The organism is Nonlabens sp. MB-3u-79, from assembly GCF_002831625.1.
Taxonomy (GTDB): Bacteria; Bacteroidota; Bacteroidia; order Flavobacteriales; family Flavobacteriaceae; genus Nonlabens.
The window spans coordinates 1,389,912-1,416,687 of the sequence record NZ_CP025116.1; the positions used below are offsets into that span (position 1 = coordinate 1,389,912).

General features: G+C 36.5%; 29 protein-coding genes and 2 tRNA genes. 13 read left to right on the forward strand and 18 right to left on the reverse strand.

The window, feature by feature from the left end; translation table 11 throughout:
- Nucleotides 1-79 precede the first annotated feature (79 nt).
- The 3 genes from CW736_RS06090 (at nucleotide 80) to CW736_RS06100 (ending at nucleotide 2,617) form a co-directional block, all read left to right on the forward strand.
- A tRNA-Leu gene (locus CW736_RS06090) sits at nucleotides 80-161 on the forward strand.
- Nucleotides 162-211: 50 nt separating this feature from the next.
- Complete coding sequence (locus tag CW736_RS06095) at nucleotides 212-466, forward strand: GIY-YIG nuclease family protein (RefSeq protein WP_232735432.1); 255 nt, start codon at nucleotides 212-214, stop codon at nucleotides 464-466.
- A gap of 414 nt (nucleotides 467-880) precedes the next feature.
- Nucleotides 881-2,617, forward strand: a complete 1,737-nt coding sequence (locus tag CW736_RS06100) for an ABC transporter ATP-binding protein (RefSeq protein WP_101013135.1) — start codon at nucleotides 881-883, stop codon at nucleotides 2,615-2,617.
- Between the two features lie 265 nt (nucleotides 2,618-2,882).
- Here CW736_RS06100 and CW736_RS06105 read toward each other — a convergent pair whose 3' ends face one another.
- The 4 genes from CW736_RS06105 to CW736_RS06120 all read right to left on the reverse strand — a co-directional run bounded on the left by CW736_RS06105 (nucleotide 2,883) and on the right by CW736_RS06120 (nucleotide 6,323).
- Nucleotides 2,883-3,122, reverse strand: a complete 240-nt coding sequence (locus CW736_RS06105) for a hypothetical protein (protein ID WP_198519349.1) — start codon at nucleotides 3,120-3,122, stop codon at nucleotides 2,883-2,885.
- Between the two features lie 400 nt (nucleotides 3,123-3,522).
- Nucleotides 3,523-4,110 carry a DUF6642 family protein gene (locus tag CW736_RS06110; RefSeq protein ID WP_101013136.1) on the reverse strand — a complete coding sequence of 196 codons (588 nt, stop codon included), beginning with the start codon at nucleotides 4,108-4,110 and terminating at the stop codon, nucleotides 3,523-3,525.
- 624 nt (nucleotides 4,111-4,734) lie between these two features.
- On the reverse strand, nucleotides 4,735-5,274 hold the full coding sequence (locus tag CW736_RS06115) for a hypothetical protein (protein WP_157810893.1): 540 nt from the start codon (nucleotides 5,272-5,274) through the stop codon (nucleotides 4,735-4,737).
- 491 nt (nucleotides 5,275-5,765) lie between these two features.
- On the reverse strand, nucleotides 5,766-6,323 hold the full coding sequence (locus tag CW736_RS06120) for an REP-associated tyrosine transposase (RefSeq protein ID WP_101013138.1): 558 nt from the start codon (nucleotides 6,321-6,323) through the stop codon (nucleotides 5,766-5,768).
- 245 nt (nucleotides 6,324-6,568) lie between these two features.
- Between CW736_RS06120 and CW736_RS06125 the strand changes: the two genes are divergently transcribed.
- Both CW736_RS06125 and CW736_RS06130 read left to right on the forward strand, forming a co-directional pair.
- Complete coding sequence (locus CW736_RS06125) at nucleotides 6,569-7,165, forward strand: hypothetical protein (RefSeq protein ID WP_101013139.1); 597 nt, start codon at nucleotides 6,569-6,571, stop codon at nucleotides 7,163-7,165.
- A 238-nt stretch (nucleotides 7,166-7,403) separates the two neighbouring features.
- On the forward strand, nucleotides 7,404-7,949 hold the full coding sequence (locus CW736_RS06130) for a hypothetical protein (protein ID WP_157810894.1): 546 nt from the start codon (nucleotides 7,404-7,406) through the stop codon (nucleotides 7,947-7,949).
- A gap of 457 nt (nucleotides 7,950-8,406) precedes the next feature.
- Here CW736_RS06130 and CW736_RS06140 read toward each other — a convergent pair whose 3' ends face one another.
- On the reverse strand, nucleotides 8,407-8,964 hold the full coding sequence (locus CW736_RS06140) for an REP-associated tyrosine transposase (protein ID WP_101013138.1): 558 nt from the start codon (nucleotides 8,962-8,964) through the stop codon (nucleotides 8,407-8,409).
- Nucleotides 8,965-9,137: 173 nt separating this feature from the next.
- Between CW736_RS06140 and CW736_RS06145 the strand changes: the two genes are divergently transcribed.
- Entirely contained in the window at nucleotides 9,138-9,698 is a 561-nt protein-coding gene (locus tag CW736_RS06145) for a hypothetical protein (RefSeq protein ID WP_157810895.1), read from the forward strand.
- Nucleotides 9,699-9,996: 298 nt separating this feature from the next.
- On the opposite strand, the gene CW736_RS06150 is transcribed toward CW736_RS06145, so the two are convergent.
- Nucleotides 9,997-11,079: a heparan-alpha-glucosaminide N-acetyltransferase gene (locus tag CW736_RS06150; RefSeq protein ID WP_101013143.1), complete on the reverse strand. Its 1,083-nt coding sequence runs from the start codon at nucleotides 11,077-11,079 to the stop codon at nucleotides 9,997-9,999.
- A gap of 227 nt (nucleotides 11,080-11,306) precedes the next feature.
- Nucleotides 11,307-11,380 (reverse strand) — tRNA-Asp (locus tag CW736_RS06155).
- A gap of 264 nt (nucleotides 11,381-11,644) precedes the next feature.
- On the opposite strand from CW736_RS06155, the gene CW736_RS06160 reads away from it, so the two are divergent.
- The gene (locus CW736_RS06160; protein ID WP_101013144.1) at nucleotides 11,645-12,460 is read left to right on the forward strand and encodes an HAD family hydrolase; all 816 of its coding nucleotides are present in this window, start codon (nucleotides 11,645-11,647) and stop codon (nucleotides 12,458-12,460) included.
- Nucleotides 12,461-12,511: 51 nt separating this feature from the next.
- Here the strand turns inward: CW736_RS06160 and CW736_RS06165 are convergent, their stop codons facing one another.
- Nucleotides 12,512-13,039 (reverse strand): dihydrolipoamide dehydrogenase, encoded by a 528-nt coding sequence (locus CW736_RS06165; RefSeq protein ID WP_101015046.1) that lies wholly within the window; start codon nucleotides 13,037-13,039, stop codon nucleotides 12,512-12,514.
- A 51-nt stretch (nucleotides 13,040-13,090) separates the two neighbouring features.
- Between CW736_RS06165 and CW736_RS06170 the strand changes: the two genes are divergently transcribed.
- A complete protein-coding gene (locus CW736_RS06170; protein WP_157810896.1) occupies nucleotides 13,091-14,215 on the forward strand; it encodes a hypothetical protein in 1,125 nt (374 codons plus the stop codon).
- Between the two features lie 20 nt (nucleotides 14,216-14,235).
- The gene (locus tag CW736_RS06175) at nucleotides 14,236-14,724 is read left to right on the forward strand and encodes a hypothetical protein (RefSeq protein ID WP_101013146.1); all 489 of its coding nucleotides are present in this window, start codon (nucleotides 14,236-14,238) and stop codon (nucleotides 14,722-14,724) included.
- On the opposite strand, the gene CW736_RS06180 is transcribed toward CW736_RS06175, so the two are convergent.
- Together CW736_RS06180 and CW736_RS06185 are read right to left on the reverse strand one after the other, a co-directional pair.
- On the reverse strand, nucleotides 14,696-15,838 hold the full coding sequence (locus CW736_RS06180; RefSeq protein WP_101013147.1) for a glycosyltransferase: 1,143 nt from the start codon (nucleotides 15,836-15,838) through the stop codon (nucleotides 14,696-14,698). The genes CW736_RS06175 and CW736_RS06180 overlap by 29 nt on opposite strands.
- Nucleotides 15,835-16,749 (reverse strand): lysylphosphatidylglycerol synthase domain-containing protein, encoded by a 915-nt coding sequence (locus CW736_RS06185; RefSeq protein ID WP_101013148.1) that lies wholly within the window; start codon nucleotides 16,747-16,749, stop codon nucleotides 15,835-15,837. The genes CW736_RS06180 and CW736_RS06185 overlap by 4 nt, the downstream gene beginning before the upstream one ends.
- A gap of 18 nt (nucleotides 16,750-16,767) precedes the next feature.
- Between CW736_RS06185 and ruvC the strand changes: the two genes are divergently transcribed.
- Nucleotides 16,768-17,322 (forward strand): crossover junction endodeoxyribonuclease RuvC, encoded by a 555-nt coding sequence (gene ruvC, locus CW736_RS06190; RefSeq protein WP_101015047.1) that lies wholly within the window; start codon nucleotides 16,768-16,770, stop codon nucleotides 17,320-17,322.
- Between the two features lie 3 nt (nucleotides 17,323-17,325).
- Entirely contained in the window at nucleotides 17,326-17,838 is a 513-nt protein-coding gene (locus CW736_RS06195) for a rhodanese-like domain-containing protein (RefSeq protein WP_101013149.1), read from the forward strand.
- 402 nt (nucleotides 17,839-18,240) lie between these two features.
- On the opposite strand, the gene CW736_RS06200 is transcribed toward CW736_RS06195, so the two are convergent.
- The 5 genes from CW736_RS06200 to rplM form a co-directional block, all read right to left on the reverse strand.
- Entirely contained in the window at nucleotides 18,241-19,140 is a 900-nt protein-coding gene (locus tag CW736_RS06200) for a hypothetical protein (protein ID WP_101013150.1), read from the reverse strand.
- A 145-nt stretch (nucleotides 19,141-19,285) separates the two neighbouring features.
- The gene (tsf, locus tag CW736_RS06205) at nucleotides 19,286-20,251 is read right to left on the reverse strand and encodes a translation elongation factor Ts (protein WP_101013151.1); all 966 of its coding nucleotides are present in this window, start codon (nucleotides 20,249-20,251) and stop codon (nucleotides 19,286-19,288) included.
- A gap of 38 nt (nucleotides 20,252-20,289) precedes the next feature.
- A complete protein-coding gene (gene rpsB, locus CW736_RS06210) occupies nucleotides 20,290-21,135 on the reverse strand; it encodes a 30S ribosomal protein S2 (protein WP_101013152.1) in 846 nt (281 codons plus the stop codon).
- 189 nt (nucleotides 21,136-21,324) lie between these two features.
- Nucleotides 21,325-21,711, reverse strand: coding sequence for a 30S ribosomal protein S9 (rpsI, locus tag CW736_RS06215; RefSeq protein ID WP_101013153.1), 387 nt, complete (start codon nucleotides 21,709-21,711; stop codon nucleotides 21,325-21,327).
- 1 nt (nucleotide 21,712) lies between these two features.
- Entirely contained in the window at nucleotides 21,713-22,168 is a 456-nt protein-coding gene (gene rplM / locus CW736_RS06220; RefSeq protein ID WP_101013154.1) for a 50S ribosomal protein L13, read from the reverse strand.
- 332 nt (nucleotides 22,169-22,500) lie between these two features.
- On the opposite strand from rplM, the gene CW736_RS06225 reads away from it, so the two are divergent.
- Nucleotides 22,501-23,013 (forward strand): lipocalin family protein, encoded by a 513-nt coding sequence (locus CW736_RS06225; protein WP_101013155.1) that lies wholly within the window; start codon nucleotides 22,501-22,503, stop codon nucleotides 23,011-23,013.
- Nucleotides 23,014-23,110: 97 nt separating this feature from the next.
- Here the strand turns inward: CW736_RS06225 and CW736_RS06230 are convergent, their stop codons facing one another.
- Nucleotides 23,111-23,392 carry a DUF427 domain-containing protein gene (locus CW736_RS06230; protein ID WP_101013156.1) on the reverse strand — a complete coding sequence of 94 codons (282 nt, stop codon included), beginning with the start codon at nucleotides 23,390-23,392 and terminating at the stop codon, nucleotides 23,111-23,113.
- Between the two features lie 162 nt (nucleotides 23,393-23,554).
- On the opposite strand from CW736_RS06230, the gene CW736_RS06235 reads away from it, so the two are divergent.
- On the forward strand, nucleotides 23,555-24,580 hold the full coding sequence (locus tag CW736_RS06235; protein ID WP_101015048.1) for a zinc metalloprotease: 1,026 nt from the start codon (nucleotides 23,555-23,557) through the stop codon (nucleotides 24,578-24,580).
- A gap of 52 nt (nucleotides 24,581-24,632) precedes the next feature.
- On the opposite strand, the gene CW736_RS06240 is transcribed toward CW736_RS06235, so the two are convergent.
- Nucleotides 24,633-25,598 (reverse strand): L-histidine N(alpha)-methyltransferase, encoded by a 966-nt coding sequence (locus CW736_RS06240; RefSeq protein ID WP_101013157.1) that lies wholly within the window; start codon nucleotides 25,596-25,598, stop codon nucleotides 24,633-24,635.
- The gene (egtB, locus tag CW736_RS06245) at nucleotides 25,595-26,761 is read right to left on the reverse strand and encodes an ergothioneine biosynthesis protein EgtB (protein WP_101013158.1); all 1,167 of its coding nucleotides are present in this window, start codon (nucleotides 26,759-26,761) and stop codon (nucleotides 25,595-25,597) included. Before egtB ends, CW736_RS06240 begins: the two co-directional genes overlap by 4 nt.
- Between the last annotated feature and the right edge of the window lie 15 nt (nucleotides 26,762-26,776).

The following is a 26,776-nucleotide window of genomic DNA, read 5'->3' on the forward strand; positions in this document are numbered from 1 at the left end:
AGTAATTTTTATTTGATAAAGAATTTGTAATATGTGAAAAGTATGTATATTTGCCGTCCCAAATAGGGGTTATCAGTAAGCGGATGTGATGGAACTGGTAGACATGCTAGACTTAGGATCTAGTGCTTCACGGCGTGCAGGTTCGATTCCTGTCATCCGCACATATTCTTAAAAGCTCTTCAGAAATGAAGGGCTTTTTTTATATTTGGTTATGATATATAAAGTTTATGCAATTTCTAGTCTTACTAAAAACTATATATATGTGGGTTTTTCTACTGAACTCGAAGTAAGATTAAATAGGCATAATAAAGGTCTCAATAAAACTACGGCTTCATATGCCCCTTTCCGATTAATTTACTCAGAAGTAGTAGGAACATCAAGAGAGGAAGCACGATTTAGAGAAAAGTATTGGAAAAGTGGAACAGGTAAAAGAAAACTTAGAATTCTAAGAGATGAATTAGATTAATATTTCACGGCGTGCAGGTTCGACCTGCCTGTCGTGCCTCTGGCAGGCAGGTTCCTGTCATCCGCACATATTCTTAAAAGCTCTTCAGAAATGAAGGGCTTTTTTTTAGTTCTCGCTTTCACGAAAGTCTAAAAAAACGAATCATAAGATATCTATATGTTTTATCTCTTGTTTACAAGGCTCGATTATAAAATTTATAATTCGAATGATCGTTTACTACAGCCATGTAATTTAAGGCCCTCAATTGTTTCAGAAAGTGAAAGCAAAACCATAATATTGGATTATTAATAATGAAGTAGTAAGTTCATCTAACTTATGTTTCGAATGTTGAGTCAAACCGTTTTATGCTGTCTGACATGAAAAAACAGAGTTGTTTAAATGGAAGTTTCATTATTTTATTAAAAGGCCCAAAACATGTCAGAAAAAAAAGTAACTATTTTAAGTGCCTTCAAAACCATTATTTGGCCCAGAAGGAAACTCGTTTTTATAGGATTATTTTTAATTGTAATAAGTAAAGCAGCTAGCTTTGTGGCACCCTTATCTCTTAAATATTTAATGGATGATATCATTCCTAATAAAAATGTGGAGTTTCTCAAAGGCTTAGTTGCAGCGGTAGCCTTAGCCATTTTAGTCCAAGCGATTACTTCCTTTCTTCTCACTAAAATATTAAGTGTACAAGCGCAGTATATGATTTCTGAACTGAGAGCGCAAGTTCAAAAAAAGGTACTGTCATTACCTATTCGATTTTTTGACAATACCAAGTCTGGTGCTCTGGTATCAAGAATTATGAACGATGTAGAAGGGGTTCGTAATTTAATAGGAACTGGACTGGTACAATTAGTAGGGGGCTCCATAACCGCCTTGGTATCATTAGTCTTGCTATTACGCATTAGCTGGACGATGACCTTATTTACCCTAATCCCATTGGCGATTTTTGCTCTAATTGCATTAAAGGCATTTAAAATCATACGACCAATTTTTAGAAATAGAGGTGTCATTAACGCTGAGGTCACAGGTAGGTTAACAGAAACATTAGGTGGTGTAAGAGTCATAAAAGGTTTTAATGCCGAAGAGCAAGAAAACAAAATATTTGAAGAAGGTGTAGAACGACTATTTCAAAATGTGAAAAAAAGTTTAACGGCGACAGCTATTATCACCAGTTCTTCGACCTTTTTATTGGGTCTAGCTACAACAGGAATCATGGGAATAGGGGGTTATAAAATCATGATGGAAGAGTTAACTATAGGAGATTTTTTAACCTTTACTTTTTTATTAGGATTGATGATTGCACCGATCGTGCAAATGAGCAATATAGGTAGTCAACTGACAGAAGCTCTAGCAGGTCTAGACCGAACTGAAGAATTAATGAATATGACGCCTGAATCTGACGAAGAGAATCGAACGGAATATTTAGAGAACTTTGAGGGTCATATTGTATTTAACAACGTCTCTTTTGCGTACGAAGAAAACAAAGAAGTATTGCATAACATCAATTTTGAAGCAAAACCAGGTGAGGTCATTGCTCTGGTAGGTAGTTCAGGTTCTGGAAAAAGTACGATTGCAGGACTTGCGGCAACCTTTTTAAATCCTCAGTCGGGCACCATAACTGTCGATAGGCAAGATATAGCAACGATCAATCTCAATAGTTTTAGAAAACATCTAGGAGTCGTTTTACAAGATGAGTTCCTTTTTGAAGGTACGATAAGGCAAAATATCCTTTTCCCTAGACCTAATGCCACAGAAGAAGAACTAAAAGCAGCTGTAAAAGCTGCCTATGTAAACGAGTTTACCGACCGATTTGACGAAGGCCTAGATACATTAATAGGCGAACGTGGAGTAAAACTGTCAGGCGGTCAACGTCAACGTATTGCCATTGCAAGAGCTGTACTAGCAAATCCAAAAGTTTTAATTTTAGATGAAGCTACCTCTAATCTAGATACAGAAAGTGAAGCATTAATTCAAAAAAGTCTGGCAGAATTGACTAAAGGAAGAACCACCTTTGTCATCGCACACCGATTAAGTACTATTAGAAAAGCAGATCAGATTTTAGTGATAGAAAATGGCCGCATTGCCGAACAGGGAACGCATGACGAATTGATTTCTAGTGAAGGTAGGTATTACAATTTGTTTACCTATCAGGCGCGCATTTAAAAGGTAAGAATTTCTATTCAACTTTTCTAGTTGGATTAGAGATAGAGTTCACGGTAAAATTGTGAACCTACAATTGAACTAAACAGCCCATTTTATTAATTAATTCTACAAAGTCTTTACACATTGAAAGAATAGTTGTCTAAAAGGAAATAAGACCTAATATAAAAAAAAACACTTCCCCCAGCTGGCGCGAGCGTCCCGCTCGTGATCTACACAATAAGAGTCAAGAAAGAAAAAAAGAAAGCTAGCAATGGTTTTCCTTTTTTTATGCGCTAGCATTAAAGCGACGCGACCTATTTATTAAAGAAGTCTTTGAACTTCTTTTTGTGATCATAGTATCTATGATTTTAAAGAGCACAGAGGGCTCTTCTTCGTCCAGCTCTTGAATGAGTTGAAGTTGGTCCATAGTGGTCTTATTTTCCATCTCTACCTCTTGTGGCAGCTCTCCATTCATATAGACCAGTTCATCAAGAGTTACATTAAAGAAATTAGCAATCTTTTCCAAAGTGTTTAAAGAAATCTCATGTTATCCGCTTTCCATCTTGCTATAGGATGGTGGATGCCTAAAAATTAAGATAAGAGTTTTTGGGAGTTATAAGGTTCATTTGGCGAGTATCAACGCGAGTATCATTTAATTCAAAATCATTAGGTTTTAAAAAATTAAACTGCTATAAATGAGTACTTTAAAACTTAAAAATAATCAGGGTTAAAACTTAGGATTCTAAGAGATGAATTAGATTAATATTTCACGGCTGCAGGTTCGACCTGTCTGTCGTGCCTCTGGCAGGCAGGTTCCTGTCATCCGCACATATTCTTAAAAGCTCTTCAGAAATGAAGGGCTTTTTTGTTTACAAGCTTGTACAGTTTGACAATAATTAATTTCACCTACAAATATTCGATCATCGCTAATAGTACAATCTAAAACCTAGCAACGTACATAATTTACTGTGTTTATCGTACATGCGCTCGACGACTTCTTTAAGGTCATCATTTTTATAAAACTGACTAAAAAACAAGCGATCTATGGTAAAGGCACTGGACACACTTTCTGAAGGATATCCATATCCAGAAATGGCTCGAGCTCCTGTAACATCAATAAAGTATTGAGACTCTTCATCAGACAGATCTAAAATCTTTTTATTAGCAAAATGGATGACTTTACCATCTAACTTACCTTCAAAAAGCTCAGCGATCTCTTCCATACTATAGTAATAATTATTGATGAGGACATTATTTGCGTCTCCTGACAAAACGAGATATATGATCTCATAATCTTTAAAATTATGGTCGTCGTGAAGTAAATAACTCAGGCTTTCTTCTAGACCTTCTATAGTATCACATGCTTTGTAGATGCTGGTTATGTTTTGGTTTATAGCAATGTCTTCAAGGATTTTTACTACTTCTGTTGTTTCTGATGTATCGGCATCAGGAACTACCTCTAGGCAATAGATAAAATTTTCGACATCTGTTATAGGCAATGCTAACTTACTCATTCACTTCTTTATTTTATCTATGTAGGTATCTCCACATTGGACGAGTAAGATCACATTCATTACGCAATTATCGATTTTAAAATAACCTACAGGATGTAGTACAACAAAAAACCTCTCCAAATTTAAACAGCTTTTTAATTCTCCGCTTTCGCGAAAACTAGTTCATTTAAAAAGAGGATAAAGTCAATACGGCTTTCCTTTTTTATTTTAAAGAGCAGCTATATTCTTTAATCTAGATTTTTTAATCATCGCACTGCAACCTAAGAGAGCATTTCGAAATAGAGAGAGAGTATCAATACAAGGACCGCTCTTGCCTCCGACGAGTGCCACGCAGTGCAGCGAGAGGAAGGCATGTACGACTGTCGTGTCAGGATATGAACAATATCGCCTCTGCAGACAGTTCTGAGATTAAGGAATAAAATTATTGTTATTTTGGCAATTAAATCATCAACCACCCGCAACAAAACGCAGTTTTAAAAAAAAATCAAGTAAGATAAAAACCTATTTAAGCAGCATGGTTAGACGGTAAAGACTATTTTTTTATTCAAACCTTGAATCCCACTATTGTATGTGTTCAACTCAAAAAGTAGTTTAAATTATATCTTGATTTCTAAACTTTTAAAATCATTGAGTTTTTGGAGTTGCTACCCAATCAATAAACACATCACTAGTAGCTTCTTTATCATAAATGCCAATAGTAAACCCCGTTGTGGAAGCATTTGCGACTTTAAAATGAGTAACACTGTGAGAAATATGATTGTCAATACCTACTCCTTCCCTATAAGTTAAATTAATAGAGGGAATACTTGTAAAAACAGATGTAAAAGTAACATTATAATAATTCCATCCTGTAGTAGTACTTCCTACATTATAGGTGCTGGACTGGGCCTTGTTTGCTTCTAGGGACACCCAATTTGGATGTGAACCATCCCCGAAGTTGTATTGGAAAGAATTGGTGTTAGAATTGTAAATTAATAATCCTGAAGCTGGATTAGTAATCGCGTCTCGCTGTACACTTGTTAATCTAGGAAAAAGAACACCAGAATTAGTGGACTGAATATCTAAAACAGTTGAAGCATCAGGAGCAACAGTTCCTATACCAACTTGAGAAAACATCGGACTTATATTAAAGATGACAATTAGTAATATTAAAGAACTTTTCATTTTTTTTGAGGAACTTTTATTTTTTTATAAATCGGAATTCGATTCATAATTAACTAGACTTCACTAGTAAAAGAGATCGATTTTTAGCAAATTTAGGCATTCATTTTGTCAAATCAATAAGCTAAAAATTTATCTGATAATAGGATCAAAGGTATTGAAATTTTATGACTTGTTCATTATTACCCAAGCTGGCGCGAGCGTCCCGCTCGTGATCTACACAATAAGAGTCAAGAAAGAAAAAAAGAAAAGTTAGAAATGTCTTTCCTTCTTTTTAGTAAGAAAAGAATCAATCATTTTAAAGACCCAGCTGGCGCGAGCGTCCCGCTCGTGATCTACACAATAAGATTCAAGAAAGAAAAAAGAAAAGTTAGAAATGTCTTTCCTTTTTTTTAGTAAGAAAAAATCGCCGCTAGTGCCAGTTTGAAACTGGTACCCAGCATGAGTCAACCGCGACAAGAACAACTGTTCTAGGACTATAGTTCTATAATAAATTACCCCATAAAACCTATATCATCAATTTCCAGTACGGTGTGATCTTCTTGAAAGTTTCTGGCACTGGAGTACTTCCAATCTACTTGGTCGATAACAAAACCTGATACAACTGGGTTATTATGAATGTAGTCTAGTTTCTGTTTAAGTACGTCAGGACTCCACAACTCAATAGGCTTGTTATGATGTTGCCAAAATTGATATTTTGACGTGTTGCTATTTTTCTTTCCAGCACGCTCAAACATCCATAAAAGCCATTCTTTTCTGCTTTCTTGAGGGTTTTCTATTATAGCATTTAGAACTTTTTTTGCCGTATGTTTTTTAAAGTCTCTTAATAATTCTGAAGGTTGGTCTATCGAGGATCTAAAAATAAAATGAACGTGACTAGGCATGAAACAATAGGCATATAGTTCCATAGATTTATTTTTTCTACAATAGTCTATACTGTCTGCAAGGATATTTAAATAAACATCTCTTGTAAAAACATCTATCCAGTTTACTGTTGCAAAACTTACAAAATATGCTCCACTCTTATTATGAAATTTATACTTTCTACTCATTTTGTAAATACAGTGTGCGTAATATCAAACCTTAAATCTACAGCATGTCTCGAAGAATATGATAAGAAATGATTATTTTTATTCACTCGGGACGGCACTAGTTACAAACTAGCGCTAGCAGGGAAGTTACAGATGGCGATAAGAAATGATTATTTTTATTCACTCGGGACTGCACTAGTTACAAACTAGCGCTAGCAGGGAAGATTCAAAAGGTTTATTAATATTTCTGATAAAAAATATGAAGAATGAAAGACTTATTAAAGTTATTGTTAGTATTGCAGATTTTAATCCTACAATCATGTTCGTCACTACAAAAAAATAATTATCCTCCTGAATTAGAAATTATTTTAAATGAATTTGACAAGTGTTCAAAAAATAATGCCCTATATAATTATCATGAAATATTAATAACGAATTCAGGTGATAGTTTAGAGTTCTCAATTAATGCACCTATTAATAAATTAGATGTCTGGGTTCAAAAAGGAGAAATGACAATTTTAAACACTCAGCCAGATGGTATTATTAAAAGAGGCAATCATTATTTTATGATTTATGATTTAGTACTATATGAGCCTACTTATTTTTCTGACTATTCCTATAATAAAGAAAAATTAATTAAAGAGATGGATGATCTTGGTTACGTTAATTACTTTTATGAAGACGATTTGTGGACTATTGAAACGGATGAACACGGTAACGTAACTAATGATCCTCATACTTCGACTATTCTTACCCCTGATTATAGTATTTTATATAGATTTGATCCCATCTCTCCTACAAATTTTTATAGGAGTAGTAGTTTTTGTGACGTCATAGATAAAAAGGGTAATGGGTCAGATTAGTTGATGGTAATAAAATGATAGATAAACTCCTCCCACGTCGCGCTAGCAGGGGCAACCCTTTCATGTTAACTTAGCATTTGTAACACAAAACCTATATTTAGTAACTTGTGGTAATCTCAGAAAGATTTAAAGCAACAACTCTTATCAGTTTTTACGCTGCTAACTATATCGTTATGGATTAAATGATTCTACTCAGGTAGGAACTGTTGAGACAGAAACTTTTAAAAAGGAATAAATTATGAGAATTATTATGTTATTCATCGCATTAATACTTTTAGGTTCTTGTAAGTTGGATAAAAATAAACCGATACTCCTTGAAGACAATTTAAATATGAATAACCTAGGAAATAAGGATATAAAACTATTTGCATCCTTATTAAAGGATTCCATTAATATTGGAGAGTCTCCAAAAGTGATTGTTTCAATGCTTAGTCCAGCTTTTAAAAACTCAAAATCCCAAATAGTAGCATTTTCGGAATCACAAGATTCAGCATTACTACAACTTGATGAAAAATTATCTAATCTATATGAATTGGATTTATACGGTTTTCATAATGTTAGTATCGATACTTCAAATAGGCGTTTATTCAAGGAGCCAAGCAGGTATGATATCATAGTGGCAGGGAGAAAGATGTATAAAGAAGGTTACAATAAATCTAGAGTTTTAGTTATTGAATTTATTGGAAAGGATCCTATTTTGGATCTAAAGTTTGACCTTGATAGTATTTGGTTTGATTACATTGAGCTTGATGTATATGTAAGAAAAGGCATTCTCCCAAATTAGGTAATGGTCAGAATAGTTGATTAGCATAAACTCAACACTGCACCACGTTACGCGATATTATAATTTAAAAAGAGGAAGTTCTCTTGACGTTTCAAAACTAGTTGAAGACATTGAAACTTATGAGTCACGACCATTAATTTTTATATCAAAAGGTAAAGTCGAAAGCGCTATAGACTTATTTTGTGTCTTTGAATTTGCTAAAAATAAGTCTCTTAATTTTTTTGATTGTATTGCAGATTGTGATGATAATGTTGGCAGCATAGGTCTCCCCAGCTGGCGCGAGCGTCCCGCTCGTGATCTACACAATAAGAGTCAAGAAAGAAAAAAGGAAAGTTAGAAATAGTCTTCCTTTTTTTTAGTAAGAAAAAATCGCCGCTAGTGCCAGTTTGAAACTGGTACCCAGCATGAGTCAACCGCGACAAGAACAACTGTTCTAGGGCTATAGTTCTATAATAAATTACCCCATAAAACCTATATCATCAATTTCCAGTACGGTGTGATCTTCTTGAAAGTTTCTGGCACTGGAGTACTTCCAATCTACTTGGTCGATAACAAAACCTGATACAACTGGGTTATTATGAATGTAGTCTAGTTTCTGTTTAAGTACGTCAGGACTCCACAACTCAATAGGCTTGTTATGATGTTGCCAAAATTGATATTTTGACGTGTTGCTATTTTTCTTTCCAGCACGCTCAAACATCCATAAAAGCCATTCTTTTCTGCTTTCTTGAGGGTTTTCTATTATAGCATTTAGAACTTTTTTTGCCGTATGTTTTTTAAAGTCTCTTAATAATTCTGAAGGTTGGTCTATCGAGGATCTAAAAATAAAATGAACGTGACTAGGCATGAAACAATAGGCATATAGTTCCATAGATTTATTTTTTCTACAATAGTCTATACTGTCTGCAAGGATATTTAAATAAACATCTCTTGTAAAAACATCTATCCAGTTTACTGTTGCAAAACTTACAAAATATGCTCCACTCTTATTATGAAATTTATACTTTCTACTCATTTTGTAAATACAGTGTGCTAAATATTAAACCTTAAATCTACAGCATGTCTCGAAGAATATGATAAGAAATGATTATTTTTATTCACTCGGGACGGCACTAGTTACAAACTAGCGCTAGCAGGGGAAATACAAAGGAGGTTAAAGAGGGCTTCCATCTATTAAATCAATAACTTATGAAAATGATTAATAAGATTATTTTATTAACTCTATTAATTGGTATTTTTATTTCGTGTGATCAATCTAAGAATAAGAACAACTTAGATATTGAAAAATATATGGAACCAAGTAAAATTATTAATAAAGAAAAACTGTTTTCTACTTTACTAAAAGATACGATTAGAGTAGGAGAAAACGCTAAGGCTTTAGTCTCCTTACTTGACCCTAAATTTGATGACAAGCAATCTCAAATAATAGTTTTTATCGAATCAGAAGACTCTGTACTTTACAAACTAGAAAAAAATTTCAAACAGCTTTACGAGCTGCCGGTAGCAGGGTTTTATAATTTTACGGTTGATACTATAAACAAGGCACCGAAACATTATGAAAAACAGTACTCAGCCTATATAGGAAAAGTTTTTAAAGAAACTGGATATAATAAACTTAGGTTCATGGTTATGGAGTTTTACGGTAATGATCCAACCAAAGATTTAAATTTTGACAAGAAGAAAACATGGGTAGTTATTGACGAATTGGATGTGTTTGTAAAACCTGCATTAGATAGTATTGTCAATTAAGAAAATTAGGATTTTCCCAAGCTGGCGCGAGCATCCCGCTCGTGATCTACACAATAAGAGTCAAGAAAGAAAAAGGAACCTTAGAAATAGCTTTCCTTTTTTTTTAGTAAGAAAAAAATCAATCATTTTAAAGATCATGGAACGTTCTTCATCATCGCACCCATTTGCCCCGCGTCCAATCAACACCAGCATTCGTAATCCGATAGAGCAGGAGCATGTAATGAACTGGAAATTTATGGGTCAGGAAGGCTTAAGTCTGTTAGCTTAAGATCTAGCAGCCCATGCTCCCAGTAGTTCCTTAGGACCTCTTAAATAAGCCTCTGAGTTTTTTGTAAATAAAAGCATTGGTTTTGATGCCGTATAAGGAGATCAAACAAACCACAATCACAAAAATAACCGCGCCTATAGCCGCCTGGTAAGGGTTGAGCGATTTGCTTAAGAGAATGGACAAGCCAAATCCAGTAAGACTGCCGTAAATAACTATAAAGTGAACTATATAAATGGAAAGTGTCTTTTGGCCAATTTTAAAAATCATTTGGTTTTTCAAAAACCTTTCTAAAGCATAAAACAACCCTAGTAAAACAAATACATTACCCAATCTCGTAAACAAGTAATTATAATAAGCTACTTGCTTGAAAAGTAGTACATCGCTCCAGTAATAGAGCTTCATCAACAGGTAAGAGGAATTGTAAATCAATACAGTTCCCAAAACGATGAAGGCAGAAACAATAATAGGCTTGAACTTCTCTCTTCCGAAATAACGATAAAATAGAGAAGCTATAAAAGCTCCTATAGACATATATCCTAACCAAGGTATAATGGTAAAAATAGAACCGTTTGATTTGGTTAAATAATTGGCAAATACCAAGGGTATGCCGCTGGTGTCTAATTCTCTATACCAAGGTTCCATCATAAATATGGAAACACCTAATACGAGCATGAGTATAGAGAAAATCAAGGATTTCTTAAAAGTCAGGTAATAAATACCTACAGTGATTATGATGGAAAGCCCTATACAATGCAATACATCAACAATTAAAAAGGAATTGTTAAACGTACCCGTCAGCCAGTCCCAAATAGGAGCTCTAAGTCCATAACCTATAGCAATGAGCAATAAACCTCTCATCAAGCCTTTGCGTATGCGCACCGGTGCCAGTCCTTTTTTCTTGGACTTCATTAAAAGATAGGTAAAGACGATTCCAGAAATAGTAAAAAACGTAGGCGCTGTTATTCCTCTAAAATAACTCCAAACCTGAAAAATGGAGCTGTCCATGTCTCTGTATTCTGGCGCGAGTAGGGTGTCTACAAAGTGGCCTTGCATCATCATAATGATAGCAAAAGCACGTACGGCATCTATAAAGAAAAGTCGGTCAGTTTTCAAGGTTGTTGAGTTGGCGTAAAACTAAGGTTTATTTAAAACAATAGAAACCTTCCTAAAATAAAAATATGGCTACTATGGAGTCTTCAAAAAGTAAACTTCTATAAAACAAAAAAGCCTCTCCGTTTGGAAAAGCTTCTCAAAAAGTGTCTGATGACACCCTCAAAATCCTCAAGTATTTCTGAGGACACACAACTTGAATTGCTATCCCGATAGCTATCGGGAGATTGCGGTCTGGACGGGATTCGAACCCGCGACCCCATGCGTGACAGGCATGTATTCTAACCAGCTGAACTACCAGACCGTGTTCTTATAGAACGTTGCTCCCACATTTCTGCGTTAGCGGTTGCAAATATACTTTTCATTTATGAATAGACAAGTCTTTTTTATCTTTTTTTTTTGAAAAAAAACAAATCGTTTTTCATTACAAAACTTATAAATCACCTAGCTTCTAAAAATCAGTGATTAAACTTTTTTTATTGGTTTTTGTGCTGTTTAAATTTTGAAGCTGTTGATAATACTTGGTGGTAATCTTACATGCCATGGGCTTAGTATTTATCTTTGAAATATGATACAACTTTTTGCTACAGACATAGACGGGACTTTATTAGATACCAACAGATTTTTATCTGATCGTACCCGCTTGGAATTAGGAAAACTTCTCGTACCTAAAATTCTAATATCTGCCAGAATGCCGCAAGCCATGTATTATTTACAGGAAGCACTTGATATTATAAACGCTCCTTTGATTTGTTATAACGGCGCATTGGTACTGCACGGTTCTGATGTGTTATACGAATTGAGCATTCCGTATGAAGAGATTGAAAAGTTAACCGAAATAGGTCAGGAATACGGCCTGCATGTGGCACTATACCGCAACCAAGAGTGGTTTGTTCCAGCTATGGATCAGTGGGCAAAACGGGAGGAGCACAATACGAGAGTTACGCCTAGCGTAGAAGAGACTTCGGTTACCTTAAATTATTTTAAACAGACCCAAGATCAAGGTGGCGCTCACAAGATCATGTTTATGGGTGATGAGGTAGATATGGATGCCGCTTTCGCGAAAGCGGAACAACTATTAGGTCCCAAGGTCCATTTGTACAGATCAAAAAATACCTATACGGAGATTACTCCTAGTGGAACCTCTAAAGAAGTAGCACTTAGAAAACTATTAGAATTGAGGTATCCAGAAGTGGGTATGAAGAATGTAGTAGCTTTTGGAGATAATTACAACGATACCGATATGCTGGCTGCCGTAGGTTATGGGGTAGCTGTAGAAAACGCTCGAGAAGTGGTTAAGAAGGCCGCTAGATTTATAACCGGTCATCATAAAGAAGACGGAGTCGCTTTATGGCTGGAACAAAACGCCCAAAAAAACGCATAAAAAAAGGCAGTCCCCTTGAGGAACCGCCTTCTTCAAAAAAGTTTTCAGTTATTATTCAATAACGATGATATCATCAGTTGTTAAACCTGCTGCGCTCATTACCTCATTGTAATTGTTCACATCCACACCAGAGTTTAAAAGATCTACGGGTAGAATAACAATTCTAAAGGTTTGATTAGAAATATCAGCAGGAGCAAGTTGGCTCAGGTCTGTAGTTGCTGGAGCGTCTATAAAAATTCTCGCGTCCCCATTAGTTGCATCAAAATTGTATTGAAATTCGCCAAAGTTGGTATAAATAGTTTGTGGTAGTAACCTCCATACATCTACGGTACCTCCATTATTACCTGGAACTACATCCCATAGGAGATACACTAAGGTCATGTCATTAGGAAAAACAGTTACGGTTGGTGGGTAATCAATTAATACCTCATAGTCTGGAGCAAAGAAATCTACAGTTCTTTCAATGGATGTTGCAGTGATGTTTACACCATCAAAGCCATCAAATCCTGGAGGTCCTTGTGGTCCTTCACAAGCGGTTAAGGTGATAGCGAGAACAAAAAGGAGTATACTATATTTCATAATTAGTAGTTTAGACTTTCTTTTTTCAATAAGTGTGCCTAAATTTATAAAATGAAAAAATATTTTGTATTCGCGCTTTTTATCTGCTCTTTTAAATTGATGGCACAACTTGCGGTAGCTGACAGTCTCGTACAGTTAGGAAACTATCAAGAGGCGATGGAAATCTATAAGACCGAGCCAAAAAGCGAATTCAAATTAGCTCGGGTATATGCTCAAATGGGAGCTATTTATGAGGCCCTAGATTCTTATCAGCAAGGTTTTAAGAGAGATAGCCTTAGTCTACAACCACGATTTGAATATGCACGCCTGGCATTGAGTAATAACGATCCTGTAACCGCATTTAACAGCTTTTTGTCCCTTAGTGTTGAAGAACCAGATAATGCCACTTACCAGTATTATATGGGTAAGACTCATGAGGAATTGAGCAATGATGATGCTGCTATTTCCGCTTTCGCGAAAGCGGTATCCTTAAATACATCCTACCGAGCAGCTAGAATCGAGTGGGTAAAATTATTGATTAAAAAGCGAAGGTTTCGAGAGGCAATTCTCCAGGCAAAACCCGCATTAGAATGGTATCCCAACGACATAAAAATGAATAGTTTAATCGCGCAGTCCTATCTTGGAGCAAAGAGATACGATAAGGCGATAGAGCGTTTTGAACTGCTTTTTAGTCTTGGAAATGATACCGAGTTCAATCGTAAAAGTTTGGCATGGTCCTATTTTAACGATCGGCAATGGCAGCTTGCTATAGATAATTACGAGCGTTACAATAGTGATTATGAAAAAGCAGATTCACTGGTTCACTTTATCATGTCCCAAGCCTATTTAAAACTGGGGGAATTGGAATTGGCACAAGATTATATAGAACGCGCCATAGCTATTAAGACTCCAGAGTTGGATCAGGAATTCTTACAGCTGGCCACAGTCTATGTGAGACAAGGCGATTATAAAAATGCTTTTTATGCCACCAAAAGAGCAAAAAAAGAAAAGCCAGAGGACGATGTGATCGGATATCAATATGCGCTTGCAGCAGATCAATATTATGCAGATAAAAGCAAAAAGCTGGAGTTCTATGAGGATTTTATAGGAGCCTATCCTGAGAGTCCTTATCAAGAAATTGCCACTGCTCGAGCAGAAGATCTACGCAAGGAACTCTTTCTAGCTGCAAAAAAATAGAAAGGTTGTACATTAGCCCTATGAATAAAGGATCTGTTGTTTTAATGATACTGCTCGTAGCGCTCTGTTTTTCTTGCCTATCGGACAAGCAAAAAAAAGTACAGGCAGATGAGCAGGCGATAAAAAAGCTGGAGCACCTGAATATGACTTCTATAGATCGCTATCCATTATTTGATAATTGTGACGAGATGCTGACTACAGCAGACTGTTTTTATGAAGAACTTCACGCCTTAGTCCAGCAAAAATTAAGTGCAGGAGACCTACCTATACATTTAGCTAAGAAGGATAGTCTATACTTATCCATTACAGTAAGTAAAGAAGGTCGCATTACATACGATAGTCTATTTAAATCTGCTCCCAGCATTGATAAAGACTATATGCACGAATTGCTCAAAAAGAGATTGAATAACTTCCCTGTTATTAAAAGTGCTCAAAAAAAATCTATACCCGTGGCTACGAGCTATAGATTACCTGTTGTTTTTAATCCTGTGGACTCGTTGGAGCATTAACAGCTCTTCCCTGCCATTGTGGTTTTGACAAACTACTGAAGGCTATCATAACTACCAGAAAGGGATAGATCAAAAAGTTTACAACGGCAAACTTCCATTTTACATCTGCAAAAAATTGATCTCCTATCACCAGCACGATCATGTCGGTAAAGGCTTTGACTGCGAGCACTCCTATAAACATCTGACTGCTGATGAGTGAAAAGTACCATAATAAAGGACTCGATATAAACAAGATGCTCATTAGTAACACCTGAAAACTGAGCAGTTTGTTGAGCATGCTTTTAGTTTCACTTCCTTTTTGTGCCCATCGAGCCCGTTGGTCAATCATGCTTTTCACATCGAGTTTTGGAAAGGTGGTGACTATCGCAGCGGAAGATTTGAGGTAATGGCATTTCATTACATCTTCTGCAGCGAGTTTCTCTAGTAAGAAAATATCATCGCCACTGGAAATATGCTGGTTGCCCTCGTATCCATTTACCTCGTAGAAAGCTTCTTTAGTAAAACTCATGTTTGCTCCATTACACATAAAAGGCTGGCGGTATGAAAAGCTACCAGCGGTGATCAATTGCAAAGCCATCATTTCTTGCTGTTGTAAAGCAGTGAGCAAGGTGTTTTCTTGTTGGATGACCACTGGAGCTGCAATAAAATGAGCGTCTGTATGCTTGTGGTAAATAGCGTTATAGGAGGCTATCCATTCTGCTGGTAATATACAGTCGGCATCTGTAGTAAGTATGTGAGGGTATTTACTCGATCCTAAGGCTTGTGTAATACCGTCTTTTTTACCGCTGGCAGATTTTGGTATTCTGTCCAAGAGCACTATTGGAATTTCTGGATGTTGTGCTGTAAAGGATTGAAGGATCTCAAGGCTATGATCTGTTGTCTTATCGTTTACAAAAATCCACTGGGTTTTTTCAAAGCTGTACTCTTGTTTCTTTACCGAATCTAATAAGGCAGGCAGGCGGTTTTCTTCATTTCTATAGTTGATGATGATGCTAAAGGGAAGCTGCTTTAGGGTTGGGTCTATTTTTGTTGCAGGATAGGTCAGTAGTTCCTTAGATAATAGAAGAATCACCAGCGCATAACCAAAGACAATGATAAAAAATAGCCCACTCATTCTTCTAAAGTTTTAAGTTGTTGAAAAGGAAGTAATGCGCAGCCTAATAAAGTAGGGAGTATTGAATTGGTCAACCAGATAATGGTTGTCGCAACGATAATAAGTTCGGGGTGGAAAAAACCACCTTCAAAAATATAAGTGGCAGCTGTCCATTTTACAGCTATATCAAAGACTTGAAATACGGGGATAATAGAAACGACCAGATAAAATACGCTTACATTTCTTATAGTGATAAGCATAGAGGATTCATAATCGAGCAGCCATAATAGGAGCAGCCAGTTGCTTGCAAATATCAGATACCTCAGTAGTGAAAATAAAATAGTACGGCGCCATTTTTTTGTGGTCAAGCTACCAGACTTCCATTTTTTGATCAGCCATAAAGAAATACTTGCCATGAGTAGAAGCAATAAGATTCCCATACCAATCAGATAAAATGCGGTGTCCAAGTCAAGACTTTCTTTTACATAAAATAAAACTCCGATAACCCCTAGCAAGATAGTGACCAGCATTTGGGAAATAGTACCAGCAAGAATTCTGCTCAGGACTTTTTTACGTAAGGTTTTTTTGAAAAACAGCGATTTCATAGCAAATTCTCCAGCTCTCCATGGGGTTATAAAACTTGCTGCCTGTGCGGTGAGGTTTTGTAGGACGCTTTCGCGAAAGCTTAATTTATAAAAATCATCTAGTAAATACTGCCATTTTTTACTTTCCACCAGCCAGCTCGCGAGGCTTATGGCGATCATAGCGACCAAAGTGAGTCCAGGTAGTTTTTGAAGAGCGATCCATAGCTCATTAAGTTGCAAAGGCCGCTCCATCCACTGCATATAAAGTACGTATGCGCAAATCAAGATAACAATGATTTTTATCAACGGAGCTAGGAATTGCTTAGATTTGTGAAGCGCGATAGACATGTGCGAAAAATACAACAATTGGCAACAGAAAAAATCATTCTTGGGATAGATCCTGGTACGGCAATCATGGGTTTTGGGATTATAAAAGTACAGGGTAAATCCATGAGTTTTGTACAAATGAATGAGCTGGACATGCGAAAATTAAAAGACCCTTACGTAAAATTGCGCCGCATTTTTGAGCGTACTATAGAATTGATAGATACCTATCATCCAGATGAAATGGCATTAGAAGCACCGTTTTTTGGTAAAAATGTTCAGTCCATGCTCAAATTAGGCCGAGCACAAGGAGTGGCTATGGCAGCAGGGCTTTCTCGAGACATTCCTGTTTTTGAATACGCACCACTAAAAATAAAACAGTCCATTACCGGAAAAGGAAGTGCCAGTAAAGAACAAGTGGCAAAGATGTTGCAAAGTCTTTTGGGATTAAAAGAGTTGCCTAAAAATCTAGACATGACTGATGGACTTGCTGCTGCCGTATGCCATTTTTATAATAGCGGTAGAATAGAAGTTGGTAAAAGCTATACGGGATGGGAAGCTTTTGTTAAGCAAAATGAAAAACGAATCAAAAAGTAGCTTATGAAAAGAAGTAGCTTTTTGATATTATTCTTGCTTCTTATAGGTATCCCCTTCTGGCTTTTGTCACAAAAAAAAGAGGCTCCACAAAATGATATTCCTAGTTTGTTGAAGGACTATAATCATAGGAGCGTTCCTTACTTGAGTGTGCAGATGCTTCAAATGGAATATAAGGATTACGTCATTCTAGATACTCGTAAGAAAGAAGAGTTTGATGTAAGTCATCTACCAGGTGCAATATGGGTAGGAGAGCGCTATGATATAGATAAGTTGTCAAATATAGACAAAGACACTAAAATCGTCGTGTACTGCAGTGTTGGAATACGATCAGAAGATTACGGTGAGGAGATGGTGGAAGATGGTTTTTCAAAAGTGTATAATCTTTATGGGAGTATCTTTTCTTGGAAGGATGCCGGTTACCAGGTAGTTGATCAAAACAATCAACCTACTGAAAAAGTTCATGTATATAGTAAAAAATGGGCCAAATACCTGAAGACCGGAAAAAAAGTCTATTAACAAACACTAATGTCCGAGAAAAGATCACAGATCGCTGCGCTCTAAGATCATAGCATATAGACTACACTATAACTAACTGAAAAACAGTAATCGTCATTTGATTTATTCCTATTCTAAGCGCATTCATTTCATAAATAATGAAGAACGACAAAAGCATGGTGGTTCTATAAATGTTTCTTTTGAAACTCTTCAATGGCATCATGTTTAGCGGTATTGGAAAAACTTTATCGGACACTAATGATAAACAAAGACATGTGTTAAAGCCTTGAACTCTTGTGTTATCCTAGAGATTCTTTTCTAAATTGGAGTACTTATTACGCACCTAATAGTAAACAGATGCCTAGGTTGCGATCAGAGTTTAAAACTTTTGCAAGCAGCTTGGTTAAAAAAAAACAGAGAAGCTTACCATTTTAATTCATAGAGTTTTGCTTGGGAAAGCGCTTCATCTTCTCCCAGTCTAATATTTGCTGCTTCACAAGAGAAGTAATAGACTTCCTTATTATTCTTTGTGGTCAAATAAGAAATCGCTTCTACTTGAGCGCCACCATAGATCCCTATTTCTTGTTTTTCAAGGAACTCAAAAGTGCCATTTTTATAATGTACTTTGAAAACAAAAGGAGTAAGGCTGCTGTTGTAACCACAAAGGAGTACCGTATTTTTTCCATTAAAGGTGGCCCCTGTAACAAGACCTTTGATATTATAGGAGCTTACTTTTTGCACTGCTTGATCCTTTTTATTTTTATTGATTTTGTAGACCACGGTGGTTTGATCTTTCCAATCTTTAGAAAAGAGGTAGAGATCATTCTCTATCGCGACAATAGATTCGGCATCATAGGGATGGTCTTGATTCCCTTTTGTAAAGTTCTTTTGATCTGGATAGGAGATGTGTAACTCTTCGACTACGGCATCTTCATTATCAAGCTCTTTTAGGGCAATTTTATAAATGCTAAGGTCTTTACGGTTCCCGTAATTATTACCGGTATCTGCTATATAGAGGTAGGTATCGTCTTTTGTGATGTCCTCCCAGTCTACGGCATTCATATTCTTATAAGTCTTGCTATAGAGCAGGTTTCCTTTTTGATCTAAAAAGTATAAAGTAGGTTGATCGCCACTATCGTTATGAGTGATGATAAGGTCATTGTAATATTCGAGTCCAGAGGTTTCGGTCAGGTCAGCATCGAGGTCTTTAATAAGCTGGAACTCTATCGTGTTCTTTATAGAAACTGTAGACAGGGTTTTTGAGGGCGTTTTACAAGATGTAAAGCCTAGAAATAATAGGCTAAGAAAAGCTAATTTTTGCATGGGATAAAGTTCGCAAAAGAAGGTGGAATTATATAGTATTTTGTGGGATATTATATAGGGGGTACTCCGGATCAAGGAAGGAGTAGAAACAAAAAATCCGACTCCTTTAAAAGAGTCGGATTTTTAAATTTTTAAATAAGCTTTATTAAGCGATAGAAACTCTTTTGAATCCTACAACTTCTGCATCTTTAGAGGATACAAACTTAGCAACAGTTTGCTTGTCATCCATGATATAGTCTTGGTCTAATAATGCTTGCTCTTTATCAAGAGAAGTATTGTCAGCAATAAAGCGCTCCATTTTACCAGGTATAATTCTTTCCCAGATAGCTTCTGGTTTCCCTTCCGCTTTAAGTTCAGCTTCATAAGTTGCTTTTGCAGTAGCAAGAGCCTCATCAGTTAACTGAGATCTAGAGATAAAAAGAGGTATGTTCAAAAGGTTTTTACCTAAACGTCCACGCTCGATGTTATCTTTTTCAGTAGCAGCGATTCTTGATTCTGTTTCAGATTGCACAAATGCAGCGTCAAAATCTTTATAAGATAGTGTAGTGGCTCCCATAGAAGCTACTTGCATAGATACTGATTTTGCAACTTCTTCAGCGTGATCACTATTGGTAGAAAGACCAGTTAATGCACCGATCTTATTACCGTGTACATAACCACCTACGAAAGGAGCTTCAAAAGCTTCAAAGTCACCAATTTCAAGTTTCTCACCAATAACACCAGTTTGCTCAATAAGTTTTTCTTCTACAGTCATGCTGTCATCAAATGCAGAAGCAAGTACTTCTTCTTTTGAGTTACAGTGTTGAGCTATAGTAGCAATCTTATTTGCTAACTCTACATAGGTATCGTTTTTTGCAACAAAGTCAGTTTCACAGTTAAGGGATAAAAGAATACCTCTCGTGTTAGCATCATTGATATTTGAAACAACAACTCCTTCTGAAGAATCACGATCAGCACGCTTTGCAGCTACTTTCTGACCTTTTTTTCTAAGGATTTCTATCGCTTTATCAAAATCACCATCAGCTTCAACAAGGGCATTTTTACAGTCCATCATTCCAGCTCCAGTCGTCTTTCTTAATTTTCCTACTTCAGCAGCAGATATTTTAGCCATTTTAATAAGTTTTGTACTAGTTAACTAGCGTTATAGGTTTATTCTTCTTCGTCTTTTGCAGTAGTTTCAGCGGTAGCTTTTTCCTCTTTAGCTGCTTTCTTATCAGCTTTAGCGGCTTCTTTCGCTTCTTTCTCTTCTTTTGCTACTTTTGCTTCTTTCTCTTCTTTTGCTTGATCTTCTGCGTTCTTCTCAGACTTGCGATCTTCAAGACCTGCTTGGATAGCGTCAGTAGCTTCTTTTACTATAATGTCTATAGACTTAGATGCATCATCGTTAGAAGGGATTACATAATCGATATCGCGTGGATTAGCATTGGTATCAACCATTGCAAAAATAGGAATACCTAATTTTAAAGCTTCTTTTACTGCGATGTGTTCACGTACCGTATCAACGATAAAAAGTGCTGCAGGCATACGTGTCATTTCAGTAATAGAACCTAAGTTCTTTTCTAATTTTGCACGCATACGGTCTACTTGAAGACGTTCTTTCTTAGAAAGAGTTTCATAACGACCATCTTTTTTCATACGATCCACAGTAGCCATTTTCTTAACAGCTTTACGGATGGTTACAAAGTTGGTAAGCATTCCACCAGGCCATCTTTCTGTGATGTAAGGCATGTTAGCATCACTTGCGTGTTGTGCAACAATGTCTTTTGCTTGCTTCTTAGTAGCAACAAAAAGAACCTTACGTCCAGATGCAGCGATGTTACGAAGTGCTTCAGTAGCCTCCGCAAGCTTTGCAGATGTTTTATAAAGATTGATGATATGGATCCCGTTACGTTCCATGTAGATATAAGGAGCCATGTTAGGGTTCCACTTACGAGTAAGGTGACCGAAATGGACACCTGCGTCAAGTAAAGACTTGACATCTGAGTTATTTGCCATAATTAAATAGTTTACGTTCTGTCGATAGCAATAATGAAGTGGTCATAAGCCGGAGCTTAATTGCCTTCATTATTTAGATGCTAAACTGAGCTCTGGCGGCAACCAGGCGTGACAGCAAATTAATATAAATAAAAAAAGAACAAATCCCGTCCCGCAACAAAGCGGGACGGGAGTAATAATATTGTTGTATTAACGTTTCGAGAATTGGAATTTCTTTCTCGCTTTCTTTTGACCGAATTTCTTACGTTCTACCATTCTTGGATCACGAGTCATAAGACCTTCTGGCTTTAAAGCGATGCGGTTTTCTTCGTCAATTTCTACAAGAGCTCTAGCGATTGCAAGACGTATAGCCTCAGCTTGTCCAGTGATTCCACCACCGTGAACACTTGCTTTTACGTCGTAAAGGTCAGTAGTATTGGTAAGTGTGAAAGCTTGCTTTACTTTGTATTGCAACATTCCTGTTGTAAAATAGTCGGTAAGATCTTTCTTGTTAATTGTTACGTCACCTTTACCTTCTGTAAGGTAAACACGAGCAACGGCAGTTTTTCTTCTACCTATTTTGTGTAATGTTTCCATGTTACTTTACCTCGTTAAGATTAATGGTTTTAGGTTGTTGTGCTTCATGACCGTGCTCAGCACCAGAATACACTTTTAGGTTGCGATAAATAGCGCTTCCTAATTTATTTTTAGGTAGCATACCTTTTATAGCACGTTCTACAACACGAGTAGGGTCTTTTGCAAATAATTCATTTGCAGTAAGGCTACGCTGTCCACCTGGATAACCAGTGTGTCTGATGTATGTTTTCTCGCTCCATTTGTTACCACTTAGAGTGATCTTATCAGCGTTTATAATGATGACATTATCACCACAGTCTACGTGTGGAGTAAAATTTGTCTTGTATTTGCCTCTCAAAAACTTTGCAGCTATTGAAGACATACGACCTAGTGGCTGTTCAGCAGCATCTATCAGTACCCATTCTTTGTTTACTGTAGCGCTGTTTGCTGAAACTGTTTTGTAACTTAAAGTATTCACCTTGAAATAGTTTTAATTCTTTGTCTGATTTTACTAACTAAAATCGGGCTGCAAATGTACTCTTTTAATTTAGAATCACAAGCGGCTTTTTTTAATTTTATTTATTAATTGCCAGAGTAGAAATATTTTGTGCAATATTAGCTCTTTGTTTTCCTTATGCAGCCTTTTTAACTGTTTTGTTTTAGTCATTTTGATCTTCCTTTAATAGGCATGGGGCAAGCCTTGATAGCATAACCTGTATAGAGCCTCTTTAAAACGCCCTATTTGAAATAGGAACCTGTTGATTAATAGTGTACTGCTAGAATTTCTTATATTTATCGAAAATTAGAAAGATGAAAAAACTTATGGGATTAATAATTATTTTTCTGGCCATTATAGGTTGTGAATCTGAATCTGCTAGTAGAAACACTGCCAATGTCAATATAGCAGGTAATTACGTTCTCACATCTCTTATTGCAAACACTCCAGTGGACTTTAATCAGGACGGAGTGAGTCATACAGAGCTGCTCATCGAGGCGACTTGTTTCTCTAGTATGGATGTGGACTTCATGCTAAATGGAGCTTTTGTCGCTAGTGTTGCTGAGCCTGATTTTGACATTAATAATAACCTTTCTTGTCTTATAAGTTCCCAAAATGGAACATACTCGTTAGATGCAAACAGTGTTTTAACGATTGTTGCAAATGTAAATGGGGGTACGATTACGGAAAATAAGGCAGTAACTTTTACACCAACTACCTTTGAATTTGCAATTACTGGACAAGATCTTAATCAATATGTAGGTGGTCGTACTGGAACTCCTGCAGCAACTATTACTTCTCTAGACGCTATTTATACTAAAATTTAGTTTTTACATACAGCGTATATGCTATATAAAATTAAAAGGGCGCCATTTAACTGTAGTTGGAATAGCGCCTTTCTTTAACACCTATTAAGGGTGTTTATTATTGTTCAATCTTCACGCCTTTCCAAAACGCCACATATCCCTCTATTTCTTTAGCAGCATGTTTCGTTTCTGCATAATACCAGGCTGCATCTATATTTTTTGCACCATCTATTTCAAGGGAATAGTAACTAGCCGTGCCTTTCCATGGACAGCTCGATTTTGTACTACTGACTTTGAAGTATTCTTTCTTGATACTAGTGGCTGGGAAATAGTGGTTGTTCTCTATTACTTTGGTGGTATTGCTTTCGGCAATTATTTTATTATTCCACGTGGCTTTCATAAGATTTTATTTTATTCATTAAAATTCCATAAATAAGTTTTGGTTCTATAGAAATCTATGTTAAAAATTCCGTTCAACGATTTATGTTGCTTAATTGTTACAAAAATGTTAATACCTGTTGAAGATCCTATATATTTAAGATCTAATTTTAAATTTCATAAAATGAAAAAATTATTATTATCAGTTTTAGTTGCTTTTGCAGTGGTGTCTTGTAGCAATGATTCTAACGAAGAATCATTAGATGCCATTAATAATGATGGCCTTCAACTAGCAGCAGCTAGAAAATGTCACGCTAATGAAAACTACGAAAAAATGTTGCTCAATCCTGCATTTCAACAAAAAGTGTTAGAGATCGAGGAGCAAACACAGCGATTTACTAATGAGTTTCTATCGAAAAAGAAACCTGCTGGAGTTGGCGGTGGTAATGGCGGCGGCGGTGACGACACTACTCCTCCAGCTGATAATATTGGAGTAATTAATATACCTGTCTATGTACATGTTATATATAGTAATGCTAATGAAAATATAAGCGATGCTCAGATCAATTCTCAAATTAGCGTGCTTAATGCTGATTTTAGAAAGTCCAATAGCGATGCTGCTCAGGTTCCATCTGAATTTGCTGGTTTAGCATCAGATACTGAAATCCAATTCAACCTTGTAGGTGTTACTAGAAAATCTTCTACTCGTACGTCATGGGGAACAAATGATGCTATGAAAAGTGCTGCTAATGGTGGAGTGGATGTCGTAGATCCTGCAACCGCAATGAACATTTGGGTTTGTAATATAGGTGGTGGAATCTTAGGTTACGCGCAGTTTCCAGGAGGAAGCGCTAGTACTGATGGAATCGTTGTAGGTCCTCAATATTTTGGGGCTACGGGATATTTAAGTGCTCCATTTGATGAGGGTAGAACAGCAACCCATGAGGTAGGTCACTACCTTAATTTACGTCATATTTGGGGTGATGGAAGATGTAATCGAGACGATTTTGTTTCTGATACCCCTACCTCAGATAGAGCAAATTACGGTTGTCCTTCTTACCCTACTACCAACTGTAGGTCTACTGATATGACTATGAACTATATGGATTATGTAGATGATAGCTGTATGTACATGTTCAGCACTGGGCAAAAAGCGAGAATGAGGTCTTTGTTTGCATCAGGTGGAGTTAGAGCTTCCTTGAACAATTAGATTTTTAGAATCCTATTTTACAAAGCCATCCTATGTTTTAGGATGGCTTTTTTTATTCTTTTTTTTTAAATAAGTAATCTTTGAAGAGCTTCTTTTGATCTTCAAAAACCTGAGAGATTTGAAGCCCAGATTCCTTGGCGAGCCATTCTACTATCAAGTCGTCGTATTTTTGTGATATTTCAGTGTGGATGGTTTCCCATTTATTGAAACTTACTTTCAGGTCTAATTTTTTAATGTGTACCTCGCATTTTTCTGTTGCTAGCAGGTAGCTTTTTGCAGTTCCGCTTTCTGGATCATAAGCTTCCCAGTGCTCAAAGCTATTCACTTTAAAATCAGCATGCATTTCCCGATTTACTCTATGTAATAAATTGCGATTAAATTCTTGGGTCACACCTGTAGCATCTGCATAGGCAGTTTGAATGGTCAGTGGGTCTTTTTTCTGATCAAACCCCATAAATAATTGGTCTTCTGAAGACATGATCTCTTGGATTTGTTTCAAAAAATTGATGGCTTCTATATGGGATAGATTTCCAATATTGGAACCTAATACCATAATCACTTTGGGTCTTTGGTTGTATTTGGCCAGATTTTTTAAGACTTTAAAATAGGTACCTTGCTCTCCTTGAACGTCCATTTCAGGCCATACTCTTTCAATGGATGAAGACAGCTCCTCTATAGCATGTTGGCTTATATCTATGGGTATGTAGGTGAAGTTAGATTTATGACGATCAAGTTCTTCAAGAAGTACTTTAGTTTTCTTTCCATCGCCAGCGCCTAATTCTATAAGATCAAATCCTTTATCATTCTCAAAAAGAGCGCGCAAATCACTTTTATATCGCTGGATGATATTGAATTCTGCCGTAGTTAGGTAATATTCTGGCAAGGCCATGATTTGCTGGAACAGCTTATCACCACGATCGTCATAAATATATTTAGAGCTCAAAAATTTAGGAAAGTTGCTCAATCCCTCTTTTACATGTTGTTCAAATTCTTGTTGGAACGATTCTTTTTTTGTCATAATGATTGGGCAAGTCGCAAGCTGGTAAATTGCCATCTAAGTGGCGCGTGAAAAAAGTTTCTATAAGTAGGTCGCATATGATTTGCGGGTGTTGCGATAGAGCTGCCTCGCAGTACTTTTTGGTTGACCATAAATTTACCGTTGTACTCGCCTAGAGCACCCTCTGGTTTTTGATAGTTAGGATAGGGAAGGTAGGCACTTTCTGTCCATTCCCATCGGTTTCCATGGTTGAAGTTGGACTGAGCAACTTCCCATTCAAACTCGGTAGGCAAACGCATCCCTTTCCACTGTGCAAAAGCAAATGCTTCATAATATGAAATATGAGTAACGGCTGCAGCCGGATTAATTTCCTTTGAACCGCTTAATAAATACTGAGCCCACTTGCCGTTTTCATGATGCCAATACATAGGTGCAACAATGGCGTTTTTATGTACCCAATCCCATCCTTCAGTATGCCATATCATCGCGTTAGAATAACCACCGTCATTTATGAACGCTATCCATTCTCCGTTAGTAACTAATGAATTACAGATAGCATAAGGTTCTAAAAACACCCGATGTCTCGGCAGTTCATTATCGTAACAAAATTCCTTAGAATCGTGGCCTATGGCATAAACACCTTCTTTTATTTCTGTAAAATCACAAGGGGTGTTTTCAAGGAGTTCTTCATTGGAAACGCTGCCGTATTCTGGTTGTAAAGGATTGTTTCCTAAAATATACTTGATGTCGGTAAGTAGTAATTCTTGATGTTGTTTTTCATGATGAATGCCTATTTCTAAGACTGGAATTAGCTCTTCTGTCAGGTGATTTTCTATCAACTGTTGCATGTGAGAAGTTACATAGGCTCGGTACAGGTAAATCTCTTTTACACTAGGTCTTGAAAGATTACCGCGATCAGTTCGTACCACTCGTTTCCCTATACTTTCATAATAGCTATTGAAAACAAAGGCGTAGCTTTTGTGATACCTCTTGTAATTAGGGAGGTGTGCATCCAGTAAAAATTCTTCAAAAAACCAAGTCGTATGGCCTAGATGCCACTTGGGGGGCGACACATCTACGATAGGCTGTACCACATAATCTTCTGTTTCTAATGGTTGACATATACGTTCTGTAGCGGTTCGTGTTTCGATAAAAAGTTGAAGAAGTTGCTTGGTAGAAATCATTTACTCAAAGTTAGG

Bases quoted from the DNA above. Each gene is read 5' to 3' on its own strand.
- CW736_RS06095 (WP_232735432.1), top strand. From the start codon at position 212: ATGATATATAAAGTTTATGCAATTTCTAGTCTTACTAAAAACTATATA.
- CW736_RS06100 (WP_101013135.1), top strand. From the start codon at position 881: ATGTCAGAAAAAAAAGTAACTATTTTAAGTGCCTTCAAAACCATTATT.
- CW736_RS06110 (WP_101013136.1), bottom strand. From the start codon at position 4,110: ATGAGTAAGTTAGCATTGCCTATAACAGATGTCGAAAATTTTATCTAT.
- CW736_RS06115 (WP_157810893.1), bottom strand. From the start codon at position 5,274: ATGAAAAGTTCTTTAATATTACTAATTGTCATCTTTAATATAAGTCCG.
- CW736_RS06120 (WP_101013138.1), bottom strand. From the start codon at position 6,323: ATGAGTAGAAAGTATAAATTTCATAATAAGAGTGGAGCATATTTTGTA.
- CW736_RS06125 (WP_101013139.1), top strand. From the start codon at position 6,569: ATGAAAGACTTATTAAAGTTATTGTTAGTATTGCAGATTTTAATCCTA.
- CW736_RS06130 (WP_157810894.1), top strand. From the start codon at position 7,404: ATGAGAATTATTATGTTATTCATCGCATTAATACTTTTAGGTTCTTGT.
- CW736_RS06140 (WP_101013138.1), bottom strand. From the start codon at position 8,964: ATGAGTAGAAAGTATAAATTTCATAATAAGAGTGGAGCATATTTTGTA.
- CW736_RS06145 (WP_157810895.1), top strand. From the start codon at position 9,138: ATGAAAATGATTAATAAGATTATTTTATTAACTCTATTAATTGGTATT.
- CW736_RS06160 (WP_101013144.1), top strand. From the start codon at position 11,645: ATGATACAACTTTTTGCTACAGACATAGACGGGACTTTATTAGATACC.
- CW736_RS06165 (WP_101015046.1), bottom strand. From the start codon at position 13,039: ATGAAATATAGTATACTCCTTTTTGTTCTCGCTATCACCTTAACCGCT.
- CW736_RS06170 (WP_157810896.1), top strand. From the start codon at position 13,091: ATGAAAAAATATTTTGTATTCGCGCTTTTTATCTGCTCTTTTAAATTG.
- CW736_RS06175 (WP_101013146.1), top strand. From the start codon at position 14,236: ATGAATAAAGGATCTGTTGTTTTAATGATACTGCTCGTAGCGCTCTGT.
- CW736_RS06180 (WP_101013147.1), bottom strand. From the start codon at position 15,838: ATGAGTGGGCTATTTTTTATCATTGTCTTTGGTTATGCGCTGGTGATT.
- CW736_RS06185 (WP_101013148.1), bottom strand. From the start codon at position 16,749: ATGTCTATCGCGCTTCACAAATCTAAGCAATTCCTAGCTCCGTTGATA.
- CW736_RS06195 (WP_101013149.1), top strand. From the start codon at position 17,326: ATGAAAAGAAGTAGCTTTTTGATATTATTCTTGCTTCTTATAGGTATC.
- CW736_RS06200 (WP_101013150.1), bottom strand. From the start codon at position 19,140: ATGCAAAAATTAGCTTTTCTTAGCCTATTATTTCTAGGCTTTACATCT.
- tsf (WP_101013151.1), bottom strand. From the start codon at position 20,251: ATGGCTAAAATATCTGCTGCTGAAGTAGGAAAATTAAGAAAGACGACT.
- rpsB (WP_101013152.1), bottom strand. From the start codon at position 21,135: ATGGCAAATAACTCAGATGTCAAGTCTTTACTTGACGCAGGTGTCCAT.
- rpsI (WP_101013153.1), bottom strand. From the start codon at position 21,711: ATGGAAACATTACACAAAATAGGTAGAAGAAAAACTGCCGTTGCTCGT.
- CW736_RS06225 (WP_101013155.1), top strand. From the start codon at position 22,501: ATGAAAAAACTTATGGGATTAATAATTATTTTTCTGGCCATTATAGGT.
- CW736_RS06230 (WP_101013156.1), bottom strand. From the start codon at position 23,392: ATGAAAGCCACGTGGAATAATAAAATAATTGCCGAAAGCAATACCACC.
- CW736_RS06235 (WP_101015048.1), top strand. From the start codon at position 23,555: ATGAAAAAATTATTATTATCAGTTTTAGTTGCTTTTGCAGTGGTGTCT.
- CW736_RS06240 (WP_101013157.1), bottom strand. From the start codon at position 25,598: ATGACAAAAAAAGAATCGTTCCAACAAGAATTTGAACAACATGTAAAA.
- egtB (WP_101013158.1), bottom strand. From the start codon at position 26,761: ATGATTTCTACCAAGCAACTTCTTCAACTTTTTATCGAAACACGAACC.